The 20,147-nt window shown below is 69.7% G+C and carries 15 protein-coding genes; 8 read left to right on the top strand and 7 right to left on the bottom strand.

The features are described 5' to 3' along the window. Nucleotides 1-45 precede the first annotated feature (45 nt). Genes dxs through xseB form a run of 3 tightly spaced genes read right to left on the bottom strand, consistent with a single transcriptional unit; the run spans nt 46 to nt 3,141 of the window. A complete protein-coding gene (gene dxs, locus CAP38_RS01190) occupies nt 46-1,941 on the bottom strand; it encodes a 1-deoxy-D-xylulose-5-phosphate synthase (RefSeq protein ID WP_086119062.1) in 1,896 nt (631 codons plus the stop codon). Nucleotides 1,942-1,987: 46 nt separating this feature from the next. Then, nucleotides 1,988-2,899, bottom strand: a complete 912-nt coding sequence (locus CAP38_RS01185; protein ID WP_179188422.1) for a polyprenyl synthetase family protein — start codon at nt 2,897-2,899, stop codon at nt 1,988-1,990. After that, complete coding sequence (gene xseB / locus CAP38_RS01180) at nt 2,896-3,141, bottom strand: exodeoxyribonuclease VII small subunit (protein ID WP_086119061.1); 246 nt, start codon at nt 3,139-3,141, stop codon at nt 2,896-2,898. The genes CAP38_RS01185 and xseB overlap by 4 nt, the downstream gene beginning before the upstream one ends. 204 nt (nt 3,142-3,345) lie before the next feature. On the opposite strand from xseB, the gene CAP38_RS01175 reads away from it, so the two are divergent. Genes CAP38_RS01175 through CAP38_RS01160 form a run of 4 tightly spaced genes read left to right on the top strand, consistent with a single transcriptional unit; the run spans nt 3,346 to nt 8,524 of the window. Beyond that, on the top strand, nt 3,346-4,506 hold the full coding sequence (locus CAP38_RS01175; RefSeq protein WP_086119060.1) for an aromatic ring-hydroxylating dioxygenase subunit alpha: 1,161 nt from the start codon (nt 3,346-3,348) through the stop codon (nt 4,504-4,506). Nucleotides 4,507-4,556: 50 nt separating this feature from the next. Further along, nucleotides 4,557-5,432: a DMT family transporter gene (locus tag CAP38_RS01170; RefSeq protein ID WP_086119059.1), complete on the top strand. Its 876-nt coding sequence runs from the start codon at nt 4,557-4,559 to the stop codon at nt 5,430-5,432. A 49-nt stretch (nt 5,433-5,481) separates the two neighbouring features. Next, entirely contained in the window at nt 5,482-6,333 is an 852-nt protein-coding gene (locus CAP38_RS01165) for a sulfurtransferase (protein WP_086119058.1), read from the top strand. Then, nucleotides 6,320-8,524 carry an ATP-binding protein gene (locus CAP38_RS01160; RefSeq protein ID WP_086119057.1) on the top strand — a complete coding sequence of 735 codons (2,205 nt, stop codon included), beginning with the start codon at nt 6,320-6,322 and terminating at the stop codon, nt 8,522-8,524. The genes CAP38_RS01165 and CAP38_RS01160 overlap by 14 nt, the downstream gene beginning before the upstream one ends. 18 nt (nt 8,525-8,542) lie before the next feature. Here CAP38_RS01160 and CAP38_RS01155 read toward each other — a convergent pair whose 3' ends face one another. Beyond that, a complete protein-coding gene (locus CAP38_RS01155; RefSeq protein WP_086119056.1) occupies nt 8,543-9,439 on the bottom strand; it encodes a dienelactone hydrolase family protein in 897 nt (298 codons plus the stop codon). A 31-nt stretch (nt 9,440-9,470) separates the two neighbouring features. Beyond that, on the bottom strand, nt 9,471-12,230 hold the full coding sequence (polA, locus tag CAP38_RS01150; RefSeq protein ID WP_086119703.1) for a DNA polymerase I: 2,760 nt from the start codon (nt 12,228-12,230) through the stop codon (nt 9,471-9,473). Nucleotides 12,231-12,296: 66 nt separating this feature from the next. Between polA and CAP38_RS01145 the strand changes: the two genes are divergently transcribed. The 4 genes from CAP38_RS01145 to CAP38_RS01130 are packed head-to-tail and all read left to right on the top strand — an operon-like array spanning nt 12,297 to nt 15,237. Next, nucleotides 12,297-12,653, top strand: a complete 357-nt coding sequence (locus tag CAP38_RS01145; protein WP_086119055.1) for a hypothetical protein — start codon at nt 12,297-12,299, stop codon at nt 12,651-12,653. Nucleotides 12,654-12,666: 13 nt separating this feature from the next. Further along, nucleotides 12,667-13,680 carry a homoserine kinase gene (locus CAP38_RS01140; protein WP_086119054.1) on the top strand — a complete coding sequence of 338 codons (1,014 nt, stop codon included), beginning with the start codon at nt 12,667-12,669 and terminating at the stop codon, nt 13,678-13,680. Continuing rightward, entirely contained in the window at nt 13,677-14,468 is a 792-nt protein-coding gene (locus tag CAP38_RS01135) for a BPSS1780 family membrane protein (protein ID WP_086119053.1), read from the top strand. The genes CAP38_RS01140 and CAP38_RS01135 overlap by 4 nt, the downstream gene beginning before the upstream one ends. Nucleotides 14,469-14,481: 13 nt before the next feature. Then, nucleotides 14,482-15,237: an iron dicitrate transport regulator FecR gene (locus CAP38_RS01130; protein ID WP_086119052.1), complete on the top strand. Its 756-nt coding sequence runs from the start codon at nt 14,482-14,484 to the stop codon at nt 15,235-15,237. An 83-nt stretch (nt 15,238-15,320) separates the two neighbouring features. On the opposite strand, the gene CAP38_RS01125 is transcribed toward CAP38_RS01130, so the two are convergent. After that, nucleotides 15,321-17,561: a PhoX family phosphatase gene (locus tag CAP38_RS01125; RefSeq protein WP_086119051.1), complete on the bottom strand. Its 2,241-nt coding sequence runs from the start codon at nt 17,559-17,561 to the stop codon at nt 15,321-15,323. A 127-nt stretch (nt 17,562-17,688) separates the two neighbouring features. Continuing rightward, nucleotides 17,689-20,076, bottom strand: coding sequence for a UvrD-helicase domain-containing protein (locus tag CAP38_RS01120; RefSeq protein WP_086119050.1), 2,388 nt, complete (start codon nt 20,074-20,076; stop codon nt 17,689-17,691). Nucleotides 20,077-20,147: the final 71 nt, after the last annotated feature.

Here is a 20,147-nt window from a genome sequence, read left to right as displayed (position 1 = left end):
CGTGTCGTTCAGGCTAGTGACAGCTTGCCACCGGCCGGAACCCGGTCAGCGGACCACCTTGAGGCTGGCGGCGCCCTCGATCAGGCCGGCAAACCGCCCCCGGATCGATGCCTCGATGCCGGCGGCATCCAGCCCCACACCGGCCAGCAGCCGGGCCGGGTCGCCGTGCTCGATGAATTCGTCCGGCAGGCCCAGGTGCAGCACCGGCAGGGTGATGCCCTCGGCGTTCAAGGCCTCGGCCACTGCACCGCCGGCGCCGCCCGGCAGGCAGCCCTCTTCCACGGTGACGATGGCCGAATGCGTGCGTGCGAGCTCGCGCAACAGGGCCAGATCCAGCGGCTTGGCCCAGCGCATGTTGGCCACCGTGGCGCCCAGGGCCTGGCCCGCATCGAGGCACGGGTACAGCAGGGTGCCGAAGGCCAGGATGGCAATGCCCCGACCCTGGCGACGGATCTCGCCCTTGCCGAAGGGCAGTCCCTGCAGATCGGCCCTGGGCGTCACGCCGGCACCGGCGCCGCGCGGGTAGCGCACGGCCACCGGGTGGTCCTGCTCGAACGCGGTGGTGAGCAACTGGCGGCATTCGGCCTCGTCGGCGGGACAGGCCAGGCTCATGTGGGGAATGCAGCGGATGTAGGCGATGTCGTAATTGCCGGCATGGGTGGCTCCGTCGGCCCCCACCAGACCGGCCCGGTCGAGCGCGAACACCACCGGCAGCTTCTGCAGGGCCACGTCGTGGATGAGCTGGTCGTAGCCGCGCTGCAGGAAGGTGGAGTAGATGGCCACCACCGGCTTGAGGCCCTCGCAGGCCATGCCGGCCGCGAAGGTGACGGCGTGCTGCTCGGCGATGCCCACGTCGTGGTAGCGGCCCGGGAAGCGGCGCTCGAACTCCACCATGCCCGATCCCTCGCGCATGGCCGGCGTGATGCCGATCAGGCGCTCGTCGGCCGCCGCCATGTCGCACAGCCACTGGCCGAACACCTGGGTGAAGGTCTGCTTGGGGGGCGTGGCCGGCTTGACCAGGCCCACGGCCGGATCGAACTTGCCCGGACCGTGGTAGGCGATCGGGTCGGCTTCGGCCAGCTTGTAGCCATGGCCCTTGCGGGTGACCACGTGCAGGAATTGCGGGCCGCTGTCGGTGTCGAGCAGGTGGCGGATGTTCTCCAGCGTGGGCACCAGCGAGTCGAGGTCGTGACCGTCGATGGGGCCGATGTAGTTGAAGCCGAACTTCTCGAACAGCGTGGCCGGCACCACCATGCCCTTGGCCTGCTGCTCCAGCCGCTTGGCCAGCTCGAACAGCGGGGGCGCACCCTTGAGCACCTGCTTGCCCACGTTCTTGGCCGCCGCATAGAACTGGCCGCTCATGAGCTGCGCCAGATAACGGTTGAGCGCGCCCACCGGCGGCGAGATCGACATGTCGTTGTCGTTGAGCACCACCAGCAGCCGGCCGTTGGACACGCCCGCGTTGTTGAGGGCCTCGAAGGCCATGCCGGCGGTCATGGCGCCGTCGCCGATGATGGCCACGGCGCGGCGGTCTTCACCCTTGGCGCGCGCGGCCAGGGCCATGCCGAGCGCGGCCGAGATGCTGGTGGAAGAGTGCGCGGTGCCGAAGGTGTCGTACTCGCTTTCGTCGCGGCGCGGGAAGCCGCTGATGCCGCCCTGCTGGCGCAACGTGTGCATGCGGTCGCGCCGGCCGGTGAGGATCTTGTGCGGATAGGTCTGGTGGCCCACGTCCCACACCAGCCGGTCCTCCGGCGTGTTGAAGACGTAGTGCAGCGCGATGGTGAGCTCCACCGTGCCGAGGTTGGAGCTGAGATGCCCGCCGGTGCGCGAGACGCTGTCCAGCAGGTAGCCACGCAGTTCCTGGGCCAGCTGGGGCAGCTGGGGCCGGGCCAGGCGGCGCAGGTCGGCCGGGGAGTCGATGTGGGTCAGCAGTGAACTCATGATCGGATCGCTCGGTTGACGGTGGTGGGAAGAATGGGGCCGGGCCTCAGGAGGCCCGTCTCCCCACCCAGTCGGCCAGGGCATGCAGGTGGTCGGCCTGCTTCAGGGCGCAGCGCTGCAGGGCCTGATGGGCCCGGTCCAGCACCGCATCGGCATAGACCTGCGCCTGGGACAGGCCCATCAGGGACACGAAAGTGGGCTTGTCGGCCGCGGCGTCCTTGCCGGCGGTCTTGCCCAGCGTGGCCGAGTCGGCGGTCACGTCCAGGATGTCGTCGACCACCTGGAAGGCCAGGCCGATGCAGGCGCCGTACTCCGCCAGATCGGCCTGCTGCTGCGCGGTGGCCGGGGCGGTGGCGGCCCCCATGGTGACGCTGGCCTGCAGCAGGGCACCGGTCTTGCGGCGGTGCATGGCCTCCAGGGCCGGTCGGTCCAGGGCCACGCCGACGCTGGCCAGATCGACCGCCTGGCCTCCTGCCATGCCGTCGGCACCGGCCGCCACGGCCAGCAGGCGGCACAGCCGGGCCGACAGTTCGGCCGGCAGGCTGCCGTCGCCGGGCACGAGCAGTTCGAAGGCCAGCGCCTGCAGCGCATCGCCCGCCAGCAGGGCCTGGGCCTCGCCGAACTGCACATGCACGGTGGGTTTGCCACGGCGCAGCACGTCGTTGTCCATGCAGGGCATGTCGTCGTGCACCAGCGAGTAGGCGTGGATGAGTTCGACCGCGCAGGCGGCACGCAGCGCTGCTTCGGCATGGCCGCCCAGGGCCTCGGCCGTGGCCAGCACCAGCAGCGGACGCAGCCGCTTGCCGCCATCGAGCACGGCGTACCGCATGGCCTCGCCCAGCCGGGCCGGTGCATCGGCGGGCACCCAGCGCGAGAGCGCCTGCTCGACCACGGCCTGCTGGTGGCTGCGCCAGCCGACGAAGTCGGCCGCAGGCTGAAGGGTGTGGGGTCCGTTCACGCGCCGTCCCAGGGTTTGAGCTGCTGGCCTTCGAGCACCTGGATCTGGTTCTCCACTGCGGTCAGCCGGTCGCGGCAGAAAGCCAGCAGGGCGGCACCACGCTGGTAGCGCACCAGCAGCTGGTCCAGCGGCAGCTGACCGGCATCGAGCTGGGCCACCAGCTGCTCCAGTTCTTCCAGCGCCGCCTCGTAGGTGGCGGGCAGGTCGGCGGCAGCAGGGGCGGGGGAGGCGGTTCTCGGCATGGACGGTCCGGGGAAGCGGAAGGGCAATTTTACCGAGCATACCCCCCACAGGACCGGGGGGTACAATCCGCGCTCTTTTTTCTCTGCTGACGGGTGCCAGACACCCGGAGGGACGCACCACTTCACCCACCCCGCGCGAATTCGTCTGACGAGCACAGCGCTTACCTGCCCCTTCATAGGGGGAGTCTTTAGGTCAGGACCACGATGTCTGATTTGAGTCTTCAACTGCAGCAGGCCGCAAGCCAACTACCAGTTCACAGTTACTTCGACGAGGCGCTGTTCCGGCGCGAACTGGAGACGATCTTTCAGCGCGGGCCCCGCTATGTGGGGCACTCCCTGTCGGTGCCCGAAGTGGGCGACTACCACGCTCTGCCCCAGGAAAACGGCGGTCGGGCACTCATGCGCACGCCCTCGGGCATCGAGCTGGTGTCCAACGTCTGCCGCCACCGGCAGGCCGTGATGCTCAAGGGCCGGGGCAACCTCAACCAGACCCAGGCCGGGCATGCCGGCGGCCACATCGTGTGCCCGCTGCACCGCTGGACCTACAGCGGCTCGGCCACGCCGGCCGGCCAGGGCCCCGCCGGCCAGCTGCTGGGCGCACCGCATTTCCAGCACGACCCCTGCCTGAATCTGGACAACTTCAAGCTGCGCGAGTGGAACGGCCTGCTGTTCGAGGACAACGGCCGCGACATCGCCGCCGACCTGGCCGACCTCGGTCCGCGCCAGGCACTGAGCTTCGAGGGCATGGTGCTCGACCATGTCGAGCTGCACGAGTGCAACTACAACTGGAAGACCTTCATCGAGGTCTATCTGGAGGACTACCACGTCGCCCCCTTCCACCCGGGTCTGGGCAACTTCGTGACCTGCGAAGACCTGCGCTGGGAATTCCGTCCCGAGTACTCGGTGCAGACCGTGGGCGCCCAGAACCTGATGGGTCAGGCCGGCAGCCCGGTGTACCAGCGCTGGCACGAGCAGCTCATGCAGTACCGGCAGGGCCAGCTGCCCGAGCACGGCGCCATCTGGCTGACCTACTACCCGCACATCATGATCGAGTGGTATCCGCACGTGCTCACCGTCTCCACGCTGCACCCGCTGAGCCCCACGAAGACGCTCAACATGGTGGAGTTCTATTACCCCGAGGAGATCGCCGCCTTCGAGCGCGACTTCGTCGAGGCCCAGCGTGCCGCCTACATGGAGACCTGTGTGGAGGACGACGAGATCGCCGAACGCATGGACGCCGGACGCGCGGCCCTGATGGCACGCGGCACCAGCGAGGTCGGCCCCTACCAGAGCCCGATGGAAGACGGCATGCAGCACTTCCATGAGTGGTACCGGCGCCAGATGGGATCGGCGGTGCCCGCTTGACCGCGGGGGGTGGGGCCCTGGCGCCCGGCGTGGGCCGCCAGGCCTTGTGGATGGTGCTGGCGTCGCTGTTCTTCGCCACCATGGGGGTGTGCATCAAGTTCGCCTCCAGCCACTTCAACAGCTTCGAGATCGTCTGCTACCGGGGCGTGGTGGGCGTCATCTTCCTGGTCGGGCTGGCGCGTGCCCAGGGGGTGTCGCTGGGCACGCGGGTGCCGTCCATGCACCTGTGGCGCAGCATCGTGGGCACCATCTCGCTCACCGCCTGGTTCTATGCGATTGCGGTGCTGCCGCTGGCCACCGCCATGACGCTCAACTACATGAGCAGCGTGTGGATCGCCACCTTCCTGCTGGGCGGGGCGCTGCTGCTGCAGAAGCAGGGCACGGCGGTGCGGGCGCAAGGGCCCCTGTTCGTCACGGTGCTGGCCGGCTTTGCCGGCGTGGCCATGCTGCTGCGACCCACCTTCAGCGGCGACCAGGCCCTGGGCTCGCTGGTGGGGCTGATGTCGGGCCTGTTCGCGGCGCTGGCCTACCTGCAGGTGGCGGCCCTGGCCCGTGCCGGTGAGCCCGAGAGTCGCACCGTCTTCTACTTCTCGCTGGGCGCGGTGGTGGTGGGCGCGGTGGGCATGCTGTTCACCGGCGCCAGTGCCTGGCACTGGCCGTCGGCCCTGTGGCTGCTGCCCATCGGGGTGCTGGCCGCCCTGGGGCAGCTCTGCATGACCCGCGCCTACTCCAGCGGCGCCACCCTGCTGGTGGCCAACCTGCAGTACGCCGGCATCGTGTTCGCGGCGCTCTACAGCCTGCTCATCTTCGGCGACCAGCTGCCCCTGATCGGCTGGCTGGGCATGGCCCTGATCGTGGCCAGCGGCATCACCGCCACCGTGCTGCGCAACCGGGCGGTGCCCCAGGCACCGGCCGAAGAGCACTGAGGCGCCCGGGCTGTCGCACAATCCGCCGAACGCATCCCTGCCCAGCCCCATGTTCACCACCCTGATCTCCGCCCCCGAACTGCAGCAGCTGCTGCGCACCGGCGCCGACGTGCGCGTGCTCGACTGCAGCGCCGACCTGATGGACGCCGGCGCCGGCCGACGCCTGTTCGAGCAGGCCCACATCGCCGGCTCGCTGCACGCCGACCTGGACACCGACCTCAGCGACAAGAACCACCCACCGAGCGCCGGCCGCCACCCCCTGCCGTCGCGCGAGACCTTTGCGGCCACGCTGCGCCGGTTGGGCGTGAACCAGACCACCCAGGTGGTGGTGCTCGACCGCGCCGGCATCATGTTCAGCGGCCGCCTGTGGTGGATGCTGAAGTGGTGCGGCCACGAGGCCGTGGCGGTGCTCGATGGCGGCCTGGCCGCCTGGCAGGCCGCCGGTGGCGCGGTGGACAGCGGGCCGGCCCCGGCGGTGCCTGCCGGCGACTTTGCCTGGCGGCCATCGGCCACCAGGGTGCTCGACACCCCGGACGTTCAGGCCCTGCTGGGCCGCTCCGACTGCACGCTGGTGGATGCGCGCGCCGCGGCCCGCTTCCGTGGCGAGACCGAACCGTTGGACCCGGTGGCCGGGCACATCCCGGGCGCGCTCAACCGCCCCTTCGGCGAGAACCTGCTGCCCGATGGCCGCTTCAAACCGGCCGAGGTGCTGCGCGCCGAGTTCGAGCGGCTGCTGGCCGGGCGGGATCCGGCCGGCGTCGTCCACCAGTGCGGCAGCGGCGTGAGCGCCGTGCCCAACCTGCTGGCCATGGAGATCGCCGGGCTGGGCCGGGCCGCCCTGTACCCGGGCAGCTGGAGCGCCTGGTGCAACACGCCGGGGACCGCCCGTGCCCAAGGCTGAGAACACCCGGCCCGCCGTGATCGCCCCCGGCGTGGAGGCGCTGGCGGTGCGCAACACCCTGCTCTCCCTCACGCTCATGGTGGCGCTGACCGCCAGCTTCGTGATGCTGCTGGAACAGGTGCTGGCCACCAGCGAGACCCGGGAGACGGTGGTGGCGGCCTTCATTGCCGCCATCAGTGCGGTGGCCCACTTCATGCTGCGCACCCGTCGCTGGTCCAACGACATGGTGGCGGTGCTGATGGTGGCCGGGGTGCTGCTGACCGCCCTGCTCTCGGTGCTCTCGTTCGGCTCGGTGCGCACCGCCGTGAACTTCCTGTTCGTGGGCGCGGTGGCCGGTGCGGGTGTGCTGCTGGGGCGGCGGGCGCTGGTGGTGGTGTCGCTGTGCGGCGTCATGGCCCTGGGCATCCTGACCGCCGCCGAAATGCGCGGCCTGCTCGGGCCGGCACCGGTCTTCGAGGTCGGCCTGCGCACCTGGATCGCCCAGTCGGCCGCCCTGCTGGTGGTGGCCATGCTGGTGATGCACAGCCGGCAGGCCACGCAGCAGGCACTGGACCGCCAGCTGCAGGAGCTGGAGCGGCGCCGCCAGACCGAAGCCGAGCGCGACCGGCACCTCGACCGGTTCGCCCGCATCTTCCGGCTCAGCCCCAGCCCTATGGTGGCGCAGTCGGCCACCACCGGGATCATCCTCGACGTCAATGCCGCCTTCGAGCGCTGCTACGGCTGGACCCGTGACCAGGTGCTGGGCCACACCGACCATTTCCTGTGGGTCGACCTGCTCGACCGCGAACGCCATGTGCACAAGCTGTACAGCGACCGCCGGGTCGACGCGCTGCAGTGCCTGGGCAAACGCAGCGACGGCAGCACCTTCGAGGTGCTGGTGTCCTCGGTGCTGGGCGACAACCCGGACGACACCCTGATCATCAGCACCGTGACCGACATCAGCGCCGAGCTGCGGCACCGCCAGCAGCTCACCGATGTGGCGCGGGGCGTGGCGGCCGCCACCGGCGAAGCCTTCTTCCATGCGCTGACCGAGCAGCTGGGGCGTGTGGTGCAGGCCGACTCGGTGGTGGTGTGCGAGCGGCAGCCCGACGGCAGCATGCAGACCCTGGCCGTGTGGCGCGATGACCGCCATGCCGACAACTTCCGCTTCGACCTGCCCGACACCCCCTGCGCGGACACCCTGCTGCAGACCGGTCTGGTGGTCTACCCGGAAGCCGTGACCCGCACCTACCCCCGTGCCCGGGGCCTGGTGGCCGGCCATTACGAAGCCTATGCCGGCCAGGCCTTGCGCGACGGCGACAGCCAGCCGGTGGGCGTGCTGTTCGTTCTCTGGCGGCAGCCGGCGTCGCTGACCGACGACGTTCGCGCCCTGCTGTCCATCTTCGTCAGCCGCGCCGAGGCGGAGCTGCAGCGCCTGCAGCGCGACCGCGACATCGAGCGGTTGCAGGCCACCCTGGAGCAGCGGGTGCGCGACCGCACCGCCGAACTGGAGCGGCTCAATGCCGAGCTCGACGCCTTTGCCTATTCGGTCTCGCACGACCTGAAGGCGCCGCTGCGATCCATCGACGGTTTCACCCAGCTGCTCATCGAACAGGCCGCCGACCGGCTGGAGCCGGACGACCGGGATCTGCTGGACCGCGTGGTGGGCTCCACCCAGCGCATGGGCGCCATCATCAACGACCTGCTGGCACTGGCGCGGGTGAGCCAGGGCATGCTGCAGCGCGATCCGCTGGACCTGAGCGAGCTGGCCCGCCATGTGGCGGCCGAGGAGCTGCGCAAGTACGGCGACCGGCAGGTCACCCTCGACATCGAGCCGGGCATGCAGGTGTCGTGCGACGCCCGCCTGGTGCGGGTCGCCCTGGAAAACCTGATCGGCAATGCGCTGAAGTACACCCGCAACCGCAGCGATGCGGTGATCCGCATCGGCCGGCTGCCGGCCACCGAGGGTGACGACCGCACCCGCTTCTTCATCCGCGACAACGGGGCCGGCTTCGACATGGCCCACGCCGGCCTGCTGTTCAAGCCGTTCCAGCGGCTGCACCGCCCCAGCGAGTTCGAGGGCACCGGCATCGGGCTGGCCACGGTGCGTCGCGTGGTCGAGCGCCACGGTGGGCGCATCGAAGGCGAAGGTGTGCGCGGCGAGGGCGCCGAGTTCCGGTTCGATCTCGGCCCGGACACGGCCCAGGGCTGAACGCCCCCGGCGCGGTGGTCAGCCCGCGCCGTGCTGGCGGAACCAGGCCAGCGCCCGGTTCCAGCCGTCCTGGGCCGGCTCGGCGCGGAAGCTGGGCCGGTAGTCGGCATGGAAGGCGTGGGGTGCCTCGGGGTACACCACGAAACCGGACTGCCGCGCCGCCGGGCTGCCGGCCGCCAGGGCCTTTTTCATGGCCTCCACCGTGTCCAGCGGAATGCCGGTGTCGGCGCCGCCGTACAGGCCCAGCACCGGCGCCTTCAGGGCACCGGCCACATCCACCGGATGACGCGGGTTGAGTTCACTGGTCTGGCCCACCAGCCGGCCATACCAGGCCACCGCCGCCTTGACCTGCGGGTTGTGCGCCGCGTAGAGCCAGGTCTGGCGACCGCCCCAGCAGAAGCCGGTGACGGCCAACTTCGACACATCGCCACCGTTCGCACCGGCCCAGCGCACCGTGGCGTCCAGATCGCCCATGACCTGGGCGTCCGGCACCTTGGCAATCACCTCGGCGATCAGGCGGGCCATCTCGCCATACGACTGTGGATCGCCCTGGCGGATGAACAGCTCGGGCGCGATCGCGAGATACCCGGCGCGGGCGAAGCGCCGCGCGGTGTCGGCGATGTACTCGTGCACGCCGAAGATCTCGGACAGCACCAGCACCACCGGCAGGCCGGTGCGCCCGGCCGGGGCCGCGCGGTAGGCCGGCATCGAGAAGCCGGCCACATCGATCATGACCTCGCCCACCGTCAGACCGTCCGACGGCGTGCGGATGGCGGTCTGCGCCATCAGCGGGGCCGCCGCGGCGGCATAGCCCGCACCCAGGGCGGCCTTCAGCGCGGTGCGGCGGGTGGTGCCTTCGGTGCCGGACGGGCCGGTCAGCAGGGCGGCAAGGTCTTCGATCTGTTGTCGTTGCATGTGATGTCTCCCCTCGGATTCGGCATGGCGCTCAGTGCGCCTGGTCCCAGTTCGGCCCCACGCCCACCTCGGCCAGCAGCGGCACCTTGAGTGCGGCCACACCGGCCATGAGGCGCGGCACCTCGGTGCGCAGCCAGTCCACCTCGGCTTCGGGCACCTCGAACACCAGTTCGTCGTGCACCTGCATGATCATCTTCGTGCCCCGGCCCTGGTCGTCCAGAACCTTCTGCACCGCCACCATGCTGAGCTTGATCAGGTCGGCCGCCGTGCCCTGCATGGGCGCGTTGATGGCCGCGCGTTCGGCACCGCTGCGGCGCGGGCCGTTGGGGCTGTTGATCTCGGGCAGGTACAGGCGGCGGCCGAACACGGTTTCCACATAGCCCTGCGCCTTGGCCTGCGCGCGGGTGTCGTCCATGTACTGGCGCACGCCGGCAAAGCGCTCGAAGTAGCGCTGGATGTAGTTCTTGGCGGCGGTGTTGTCGATGCCCAGGGCCTTGGCCAGGCCGAAGGCGCTCATGCCGTAGATCAGGCCGAAGTTGATGACCTTGGCATAGCGCCGCTGCTCGCTGCTGACCTGGTCCACCGCCACGCCGAACACCTCGGCGGCCGTGGCCCGGTGCACGTCCAGGCCCTCGTGGAAGGCCCGCAGCAGGGCCTCGTCGCCGCTGATGTGGGCCATGATGCGCAGCTCGATCTGCGAATAGTCGGCACTCGCGATCACATGGCCGGGGGGGGCCACGAAGGCCTCGCGCACCCGGCGGCCCTCGGCGGTGCGGATGGGAATGTTCTGCAGGTTGGGGTCGTTGCTGGACAGGCGCCCGGTCACCGCCACCGCCTGCGCATAGTGGGTGTGCACCCGGCCGGTGCGCGGCAGGGCCATCTGGGCCAGCTTGTCGGTGTAGGTGCCCTTGAGCTTGGACAGGCTGCGGTGCTCCAGGATCTTGGCCGGCAGCGGGTAGTCCTCGGCCAGTTTCTCCAGCACTTCCTCGTCGGTGCTGCGGGCACCGGTGGCGGTCTTTTTGATGACCGGCAGACCCAGCTTGTCGAAGAAGATCTCGCCCAGCTGCTTGGGGCTGCCCAGGTTGAACGGCTGGCCGGCGATGTCGTAGGCCTCCTGCTCCAGCGCCACGATGCGCTGACCCAGCTCGTGGCTTTGCGCGGCCAGGGTGGGCGCGTCGATCAGCACGCCGTTGCGCTCGATGCGGAACAGCGCCTCACTGCTGGCGATCTCCAGCTCGTAGATGAAGCGCAGGCGCTCGTCGGCCTGCAGGCGCGGCCACAGCACACGGTGCACATCCAGCGTCTGGTCGCTGTCCTCGCACGAGTACTCGGCGGCCTTGGCCACGTCCACCTGGGCAAACGGAATCTGGTGCGCGCCCTTGCCGCACAACGCCTCGTAGCTGATGCCCTTGCGGCCCACATGGCGCTCGGCCAGGCTCTCCAGGCCGTGCGGCTTGTGCACCTCGAGCACATAGCTCTGCAGCATGGTGTCGTGCACATAGCCGCGCACCTCGATGCCGTGGTTGGCGAACACATGGCGGTCGTATTTGACGTGCTGGCCCAGCTTGTGGTGTGCCGGGTCTTCCAGCCAGGGCTTGAGGCGCTGCAGCACCTCGTCCAGCGGCAGCTGCTCGGGGGCGTCCGGGCCTTCGTGGGCCAGCGGCACGTAAGCCGCCTCGCCCGGCTGCACGCTGAAGGAAATGCCCACGATGGTGGCGCGCATTTCGTCCAGCGAGGTGGTCTCGGTGTCCAGCGCCACCAGCTCGGCCGCCATCAGCCGCGCCAGCCAGGCGTCCAGCGCCTCCCAGGTCAGGATGGTGTCGTAGCGAAGTTCGCGCGCCGGGGCCGGCGGGGCGGCAGGCTCGTCGAACAGGCCGGGTTCGGCCGCCGGGCTGGCGGCGGCCAGCTTCTCGCCGGTGCGCGCGGCCAGGCCCTTGAAACCGTAGCGTTCGTAGAAATCCTTCAGGGCCGACGTGTCGGGCTGGCCGACGCGGATGGACTCCAGCGACGGCAGCCCCGGCACGAAGCCGTCCAGATCGCAGTCGGTCTTGATGGTCAGCAGCTGGCGGCCGGTGGGCAGCCAGTCCAGCGCCTTGCGCAGGTTCTCGCCGGCCACGCCCTTGATCTCGCCGGCCCGGGCCACCAGGGCATCGAGCGAGCCGTATTCGTTGAGCCACTTGGCCGCCGTCTTGGGGCCGACCTTCTCCACGCCGGGCACGTTGTCCACCGCATCGCCCACCAGGGTCTGGAAGTCGATCATCAGGCTCGCCGGCACGCCGAACTCGGCCTGCACGCCGGCCAGGTCGCGCTTCTTGCCGTTCATGGTGTCGATGATGCTGATGCGCTCGTCCACCAGCTGGGCCAGGTCCTTGTCGCCGCTGCTGATGACCACGTTGAGCCCCTGGCGCGAGGCGGTCACCGCCAGCGTGCCGATGACGTCGTCGGCCTCCACGCCGGGCACGTCCAGCACGGTGAAGCCCAGCAGCCGCACCACCTCGTGGATGGGGGGAATCTGCGCCCGCAGGTCGTCCGGCATCGGGCTGCGGTGGCCCTTGTAGTCGGGGTAGATGGCGTCGCGGAAGGTGGGTCCGGACGCGTCGAACACGCAGGCCACGTAGGCGGCGGGCACCTCTTTCTGCAGGCTCTGCATCATGTTGACCATGCCCCGGATGGCCCCGGTGGCCGGGCTGGTGGGGTCGCCGGGCACCGCCCGCAGGTCGGGCATGGCGTGGAAGGCGCGGTAGAGGTAGCTGGAGCCGTCGATCAGCAGCAGGGTGGCGTTTTCAGACATCCGCGCATTGTGGGCCAACTCGCCCGGCCATCGGCGCATCCGGGCCCTGGCTGCCTACAATGCGCCATGCGCCCGAACCTCCCCGCCCACCGCCCGTCCTTCCTCCTCCTGCCGGCCCTGCTCGGCGCCCTGCTGGCCCTGCCCGCCGGCGCCCAGACGGTGGCGCCGGCCGCCGACGCGCCCCGCTCCCCGGCGGCCAGTGCCCCCGGCGACCGGATCGAGCGCATCACCAACGAGGACGCCCTGACCAAAATCCAGGAGCTGCGCGTGGGCGGCCAGACCCAGTCCATCGACGTGGCGCCCAAGAACGGCGCGCCGGCGTACCAGATCACACCGCAACCGGCCGGGGCGCTGCCGGGCGAGACCGGCGGCAAACCCACCGGCAATGCCGGACGCAGCAGCTGGCGCGTGCTCAACTTCTGACGGCGGCAGCACCATGGCCGTCTACACCGAAGTCGCCTTCGACGAAGCCGCTGCGCTGCTGCGGCAGCTCGACCTGGGCGAGCTGACCGAGCTCAAGGGCATCCAGGGCGGGATCGAGAACACCAACTACTTCGTCACCAGCCAGCGCGACGGGCAGACCCTGCAGAACGTGCTCACCGTGTTCGAGCGGCTGGGCTTCGAGCAGCTGCCGTTCTACCTGCACCTCATGAAGCACCTGGCCGCACGCGGCATCCCGGTGCCCGATCCCGCCGCCGACGCCCGGGGCGAGATCCTGCACACGGTCCGGGGCAAGCCCGCTGCCGTGGTGGACCGGCTGGCCGGACGCAGCCAGCTCGCGCCCGAGGCATCGCACTGCGCCGCCGTGGGCGCCATGCTGGCCCGCATGCACCTGGCCGGGCGTGACTTCAACCGCCAGCAGCCCAACCTGCGCGGTCTGCCCTGGTGGAACGAGACCGTGCCGGTGGTGCTGCCCTTCCTCACGCCCGAGCAGAGCGCCCTGATCCGTGCCGAGCTGGCCTACCAGAACCATGTGGCATCGCTGCCGGCCTACCAGGCGCTGCCGCGCGGCCCCATCCACGCCGACCTGTTCCGCGACAACGTCATGTTCGATGGCGAGCGGCTGTGCGGCTTCTTCGATTTCTACTTCGCCGGCTGCGACACCTTCCTGTTCGACATCGCCGTGTGCCTGAACGACTGGTGCGTCTCGCACGACGCCGACCCGTCCCGCGACGGCCAGCACGATGCGGCCCGTGCCACGGCGCTGCTGTCGGCCTACCAGTCGGTGCGACCGCTCCACGCGGCCGAACGCCAGCTGCTGCCCGCCCTGCTGCGCGCCGGTGCGCTGCGCTTCTGGCTCTCCCGCCTGTGGGACCTGCACCTGCCGCGCGAAGCCGCCCTGCTCAAGCCCCACGACCCCGGCCATTTCGAGCGGGTGCTGCGGGGCCGTCTGGCAGGCAGCCTGAACTTCACCACCGCATGGCTCGATGCGGCCTGCGAGACCGCATGAAACTCAACATCGTTCCTGCCAGCACCGGCCTGACCTGGGTCCGGCAAGGCGTGCGCACCTTCTTCCGCCAGCCCCTGGCCATGGGCGGCCTGTTCTTCATGTTCATGGCCGCGGTGTCCATCCTGTCGCTGGTCCCGCTGGTGGGCACCGCGCTGTCGGTAGGTCTGGTGCCGGCGGCCACGCTGGGGCTGATGGCCGCCACCCGCGAGGCCGAGCAGGGCCGGTTTCCGATGCCGTCCACCCTGATCCTCGCCTTCCGGGGCGGTCCGGAGCGCACGCGCGCCATGCTCATGCTGGGCGGTCTGTACGCCATCGGGCTGCTGGTGGTGCTGGTGGCCGCTGCCCTGCTGGCGGGCAGCGCCGACACCCTGCCCGATGCCGGCAGCGGCGAGGTCACCCCCGAGATGGTGCAGGCCATGATGAGCGAGCCGGGCCTGTGGCTGGCCATGCTGGTCTACCTGCCGGTGATGATGGCCTTCTGGCACGCGCCGGCCCTGGTGTACTGGCGCGGGGTGAGCCCCGGCAAGAGCCTGTTCTTCAGCCTGATGGCCTGCTGGGCCAACAAGGGCGCGCTGTTCTTCTATGCCATCGGCTGGGGTGCGGTGTTCATGATCGCCGGCCTGCTGGTGGGCCTTTTGGGTGCGGTGCTGGGTGGCGGCCTCTCGGCGGTGCTATACCCGCTGGTGCTGCTCATGGCCGCCATGTTCCACACATCGATCTGGTTTTCGGTGCGCGACAGTTTTCAGGCCGAGGGAGCCGACTCCCCGGCGCCCCCCTCCAACCCCTGACCCCGGAGTCCCCATGACCCAGCATGCCCTGCAAGGCCGCCACGAGGCCGAGATCACCTGGTTCCAGCGGCGCCAGACCTTGCAGGCCGCCGCCGCCTGGGTCGCCCTGGGCGGATGGGGCGCTGCGGTGGCGCAGCAACGATCCAACGTGGTGGAGCTGGTGGGCGATGTGCTGCTCAACGGCACCCGCCTGGCCACCGGGCAATCGGTGCAGACCGGCGACGAGATCGTCAGCGGGCCGGCATCGCGCCTGACCTTCGTGCTGGGCAACGCGGCCTTTCACGTGCGCCAGAACTCCCGGCTGCGGGTGGAGCGCGGCCAGTCCCTCAACAACGTCAGCGGCGTGCGCCTGCTGGCTGGTGCGGTGGGCAGCGCCTTCGGCAACGGCAGCAACCGCCAGATCGTCACGCCCACCCTCACCGTGGGCATCCGCGGCACCGGCGTCTACACCGAGGTGATGGCCAACGAGGCCAACCGCACCTACTTCTGCAACTGCTACGGCACGGTCGACCTGGCCGCGCGCGGCCAGCAGGTCAGCTCGGTCAGCAGCTACCACCAGTCGTTCTGGGGAGAAGCGCAGCCGCGCGACGGCCGCTTCATCACCCCGGCGCCTGCGCTCAACCACACCGACGAGGAGCTGGAGTTCCTGGCCCGGCTGATCGGGCAACGCACCGCCTGGCAGATCGCCGGCCGCACCGGGGTGAAGGACGGCCGGGGCTACATGGAGCAGCGCGGGCCCGAAGCCCACCCGGCAGCCATGCCCCGCTGATCCCTCCAGAGACGAGAAAAGCCCGGACCGCGAGAGCGCTCCGGGCTTTTTCATCGCCGGCCCATCACGGGGCCGGCGGTCCATCACACGCCGATCGGCTTGCCGTCCTTGCGGCGGATGGCGATGGTGGCCGAGCGCGGACGCTTGCCCGGGCCGTAGCCGGCGTTGGAGGGCCAGGTGCTCTGGAAGTTGTACTCCGCAGCCGTACCGATGGCGGCAGTGTCCTCACCCGGGTGCTGGATGTTGACGAAGATGGTCTTGCCATCGTCGGCTTCGGCCAGACCGGTGATCTCGCAACCCTTGGGACCGACCAGGAAGCGGCGCAGGCGGGCCTCGCCCAGGGTGGCCCCCAGGAAGGTCTTCTGCGGCACGGCACCGCCGGCGTTGCTGATGCTCACCTCGCCGCCGTCGCCCACTTCGCCCGGGATGGCGGCCAGCAGCATGCAGTTGGTCTCGTCGGTGAAGGAACCGTCGTCGGTCTGGATCCAGCAGATGCCGGTCGTGGGGCTGAACCACAGGCCGTCGGGCGACGAGAAGTCGTTGGCAGCGGTCAGCTTCGAGAGGTTCACATTGGTCGCGTCGGAATTGTCCTCGGCACCGAACAGGAAGATGTCCCAGGTGAACTCGGTGGCGGTCGAGGCACCGGCGGCCTCGCGGAACCGGATGATGTGGCCGTTGGGGTTGCCACGGCCCGGGGTGCGGCCGTCCAGGCGACCATCACCGTCGGTGTAGGCGCGCGGGTTGGCGGCATCCACGCCGGCGGCCGTACGGGTGCCGTTGTTGGTCAGGGTGAAGTACACCTCGCCGTTGACCGGGTTCACCGCACCCCACTCCGGACGGTCCATGGCAGTGGCACCGGCGGCGCTGGCAGCGATGCGGGTGTTCACCAGCACGTCGGCCTGGTTGGCGAAGGTGTAGCTGAACGGGACGCCGCCGACGGTGTAGTTGAAGGTCTTCGGCAGCTTGTCGAAGTCCAGCTCCAGCCATTCACCGGTACCGTCGGCATTGAACTTGGCGGCGTACAGCTTGCCTTCGTTCAGGTACTTGTCGCCGGCGGCCATGCCGCCGCCCACGTCACGCGGGTCCCACTTGGCGGTGCTGACGAACTTGTAGATGTACTCGTTCACCGAGTCACAACCCATGTAGAAGGCCAGCGGCTGGCCCTTTTCCGGCAGGCCGCAGACGGCGGCTTCGTGGGCGAAGCGGCCCATGGCCACGCGCTTGGCCGGCACGGCCTTGCGGTCCAGCGGGTCGATCTCGACGTTGTAGCCGAAGGTGTTGGGCTCGTTGCGGAAGTCGCCGGCCGGGGTGGCGGCCGGGGCCGACACATTGAAGCGGGCGAAGCGGTCGTCGGTGTCGGACACCGAGGCCCAGCCTTGCGAACCGACCAGGGCGCCTGCAGCAGCCGGAGCGTTCCGCACGCCGTAGCGGGCACGGGAAGCCTTGGTGCGAGCGTCGACGTCGGTCGAGCCGGGGGGCATGTACCAGTAGGCGGCCCAGTTCTCCTCGCAGGCCAGGTAGGTGCCCCAGGGGGTCTTGCCGCTGCCGCAGTTGTTCAGGGTGCCGCGCGAGAACTTGCCGTCCGGCGCGTACTTGGTGACCATGAACTGCTGGATGTCGCGCAGGTGAGCGGCCGGGCCGCTGATGCGCATGCGGGTCTGGCCGTTCACGCGGCGGTTGTAGGCCGAGCCGACCTTGTAGGTCCAGCGGCCATCCTTGCCGCGCTCCACCTCGGCCACCGACACGCCGTGGTGGTTGATTTCCTTGAGCACCTCGAGCATCTCGCGCTTGCCCTGGTCCCAGCCGCCGAACTGGTTGAACTTCTTGCCGTTCACGCCGTTGGTGGTCTGGCCACGCGGGTGGAAGAAGTGGGCGTCGGCCGAGCTCTCGTGGTTGATGGCGAGCACGGCGCGGTCGGTGCTCTTCTCGGTGTAACGGCCATTGCGGCCGATGAAGAAGATCTCCATGCCGTCGTGGTGATCGCCCACGCGCATCGACCAGTCGTCGGTCTCCAGACCCTGGTTGGAATACGGAGCGATGTCGGTGGACAGGCGGTCACCGGTGGCGTGCACCACGGTGTAGGTGTAGCCGTCGGGCAGCACCACGCCGTCGGCCAGCGACTTGCCCACGGCATTGAAGCCCAGGGACGGCAGTTCGGCTTCGCCCATGCCGCCGCAGGCGGCCAGCATCGGCACGGTGGACAGCGCGGCCAGACCGAAGCCACCGCGGATGATGTCGCGGCGGTTCAGGCGGGCTTTCTCCAGCACGTCCTGGAAGTGTTCGTTGGGAGCGTCGTTGCAGTCGTCGACGGGATGGTGGGCCATGGTGTGTCCTCGTGGGTTGGAGTGGAAACACCGGGAGCATCGTCACCCGCCGTGAAAGTTCCGTGACGCAGATCACAGTCTGTAAACCCGCCAGGATTTGCGTCGGCTGTCACACCGACGTCATGGATCAGGTGATCGGCGTGAGCTTGGCCACGCTGAGCGCCAGCCACTTGGTGCCGTGGCGGTTGAAGTTCACCTGGGCCCGCGCATCGGCCCCGGCGCCTTCCACCGACAGCACTTTCCCCTCACCGAACTTGTTGTGGAACACCGCCATGCCGGCGCGGATGTCGGTGCCCCGATCGGGTTCGGGCTCGCGCGCGACCGGCGCGCGGGTGAAGCCTTCGGACCATGCGGGCTGCGACGCGCGCCCGCCCTGCCCAATGGCCCGATGACCGCCCCAGCCGGCGCTGCCGGCGCCGGTCCAGCCGGTGGGTGCCGGCGACGTGAGCCACTTCAGGCAGGCCTCGGGCAGCTCGTCGAAGAAGCGGCTGCGCAGGTTGTAGCGGGTCTGGCCATGCAGCATGCGGGTCTGCGAATGGCTCAGGTAGAGCCGCTGGCGGGCGCGTGTGATGGCCACGTACATGAGGCGGCGTTCTTCCTCCAGGCCGTCCCGGTCGCTCAGCGAGTTCTCGTGCGGGAACAGGCCCTCTTCCAGGCCGGTGATGAACACCGCGTCGAACTCCAGGCCCTTGGCGGCATGCACCGTCATGAGCTGCACCGCGTCCTGGCCCGCCTGGGCCTGGTTGTCGCCCGACTCCAGCGCGGCGTGCGACAGGAAGGCGGCCAGCGGGCTGAGCGTCTCGCCGGTGTCGGCATCCACCCCGGGGGCGGCACCGGCCGGGTCCAGCGGTTCGTCCAGCACCGGCAGCGCAGGGTCCAGGCCCTGGCTGGCCGGGCTCTGGGTGATCGCGGCGGCTTCGCGGCCAAATCCCTCCTGCATCACGAAGCTCTCGGCCGCGGCCACCAGTTCCTGCAGGTTCTCCACCCGGTCCTGGCCTTCGCGCTCGGCCTTGAAATGCTCCACCAGACCGCTGTGTTCCAGCACGCGCTCGATGGTCTCGCGCAGGCTGCGGCCTTCGCTCTGCTCGCGCAGCACGTCCATCAGGGCCACGAAGCTGCCGATGGCGGCACCGGCCCGGCCGGTGACCGCGCTCACCGCATCGTGCAGCGAACAGCCGCTGGTGCGGGCCACGTCCTGCAGCTGCTCGATGCTGCGCGCCCCGATGCCGCGCGGCGGGAAGTTGACCACCCGCAGGAAGCTGGTGTCGTCGTGCGGGTTCTCGATCAGCCGCAGGTAGGCCAGCGCATGCTTGATCTCGGCCCGCTCGAAGAAGCGCAGGCCGCCGTACACGCGGTACGGCAGACCGGCGTTGAACAGCGCGGTCTCGACTACCCGGCTCTGCGCGTTGCTGCGGTAGAGCACCGCCACCTCGTGGCGGGCCATGCCGTCGGCCACCAGCTGGCGGATCTCCTCGACCATCCACTGCGCCTCGGCCAGGTCGCTGGTGGCCTCGAACACCCGCACCGGCTCGCCGGCACCGGCCTCGGTGCGCAGGTTCTTGCCCAGGCGCCCGGTGTTGTGGCCGATCAGGTGGTTGGCCGAGTCCAGGATGTTGCTCACGCTGCGGTAGTTCTGCTCCAGCTTGATCTGGTGCTGCACCCGGAACTCGCGCACGAAGTCGGCCATGTTGCCCACGCGCGCGCCGCGGAAGGCATAGATGCTCTGGTCGTCGTCACCGACCGCGAACACCGCGTTGCCAGCGCCCGGCAGGCCCTCGATCGGCGGGCTGGAGAACATCTTGATCCAGGCGTACTGCAGCCGGTTGGTGTCCTGGAACTCGTCGATCAGGATGTGGCGGAAGCGGCGCTGGTAATGGGCGCGGATGGCTTCGTTGTCGCGCATCACCTCAAAGGAACGCAGCATCAGCTCGCCGAAGTCGACCACGCCCTCGCGCTGGCACTGCTCCTCGTACAACGCGTACAGCTCGACCTTGCGGCGGGTGTCCTCATCGCGGGCCACCACGTCGCGCGGGCGCTGGCCGTCTTCCTTGCAGCCGGCAATGAACCACTGCAGCTGCTTGGGCGGAAAGCGCTCGTCGTCCACACTGAACTGCTTGCACAGGCGCTTGATGGCCGAGAGCTGGTCCTGCGTGTCGAGGATCTGGAAGGTGGCCGGCAGTCCGGCGGTGGCGTGGTGGGCGCGCAGGAAGCGGTTGCACAGGCCGTGGAAGGTGCCGATCCACATGCCCCGCACATTCACCGGCAGCATGGCCGAGAGGCGGGTCATCATTTCCTTGGCGGCCTTGTTGGTGAAGGTCACCGCCATCACGCCGCCGGGGGTGATCTGCCCGGTCTGCAGCAGCCAGGCGATGCGGGTGGTGAGCACCCGGGTCTTGCCGGAGCCGGCACCGGCCAGGATGAGCGCGTGCTCGGACGGCAGGGTGACGGCGGCAGCCTGTTCGGCATTGAGGCCGGCCACCAGCGAGGCGGGTGCGGAAGCGTGTTCGGGAAACATCGGTCGATTGTAGAAAGGGCGCCCCACACCGGCCGGCGGCATCGGACTAGAATCGCGCACCGGGCCCAAGT

Source organism: Hydrogenophaga sp. IBVHS2 (assembly GCF_002127215.1).
Classification (GTDB): Bacteria; Pseudomonadota; Gammaproteobacteria; order Burkholderiales; family Burkholderiaceae_C; genus Hydrogenophaga.
Note: the sequence above shows the minus strand (reverse complement) of the source record. Positions and strands in the feature narration are given on the sequence as shown.

What these genes read in the sequence shown, in the direction of transcription:
- dxs (WP_086119062.1), bottom strand. Translation starts at nt 1,941, where the DNA reads ATGAGTTCACTGCTGACCCACATCGACTCCCCGGCCGACCTGCGCCGC.
- xseB (WP_086119061.1), bottom strand. Translation starts at nt 3,141, where the DNA reads ATGCCGAGAACCGCCTCCCCCGCCCCTGCTGCCGCCGACCTGCCCGCC.
- CAP38_RS01175 (WP_086119060.1), top strand. Translation starts at nt 3,346, where the DNA reads ATGTCTGATTTGAGTCTTCAACTGCAGCAGGCCGCAAGCCAACTACCA.
- CAP38_RS01170 (WP_086119059.1), top strand. Translation starts at nt 4,557, where the DNA reads ATGGTGCTGGCGTCGCTGTTCTTCGCCACCATGGGGGTGTGCATCAAG.
- CAP38_RS01165 (WP_086119058.1), top strand. Translation starts at nt 5,482, where the DNA reads ATGTTCACCACCCTGATCTCCGCCCCCGAACTGCAGCAGCTGCTGCGC.
- CAP38_RS01155 (WP_086119056.1), bottom strand. Translation starts at nt 9,439, where the DNA reads ATGCAACGACAACAGATCGAAGACCTTGCCGCCCTGCTGACCGGCCCG.
- polA (WP_086119703.1), bottom strand. Translation starts at nt 12,230, where the DNA reads ATGTCTGAAAACGCCACCCTGCTGCTGATCGACGGCTCCAGCTACCTC.
- CAP38_RS01145 (WP_086119055.1), top strand. Translation starts at nt 12,297, where the DNA reads ATGCGCCCGAACCTCCCCGCCCACCGCCCGTCCTTCCTCCTCCTGCCG.
- CAP38_RS01140 (WP_086119054.1), top strand. Translation starts at nt 12,667, where the DNA reads ATGGCCGTCTACACCGAAGTCGCCTTCGACGAAGCCGCTGCGCTGCTG.
- CAP38_RS01135 (WP_086119053.1), top strand. Translation starts at nt 13,677, where the DNA reads ATGAAACTCAACATCGTTCCTGCCAGCACCGGCCTGACCTGGGTCCGG.
- CAP38_RS01130 (WP_086119052.1), top strand. Translation starts at nt 14,482, where the DNA reads ATGACCCAGCATGCCCTGCAAGGCCGCCACGAGGCCGAGATCACCTGG.
- CAP38_RS01125 (WP_086119051.1), bottom strand. Translation starts at nt 17,561, where the DNA reads ATGGCCCACCATCCCGTCGACGACTGCAACGACGCTCCCAACGAACAC.
- CAP38_RS01120 (WP_086119050.1), bottom strand. Translation starts at nt 20,076, where the DNA reads ATGTTTCCCGAACACGCTTCCGCACCCGCCTCGCTGGTGGCCGGCCTC.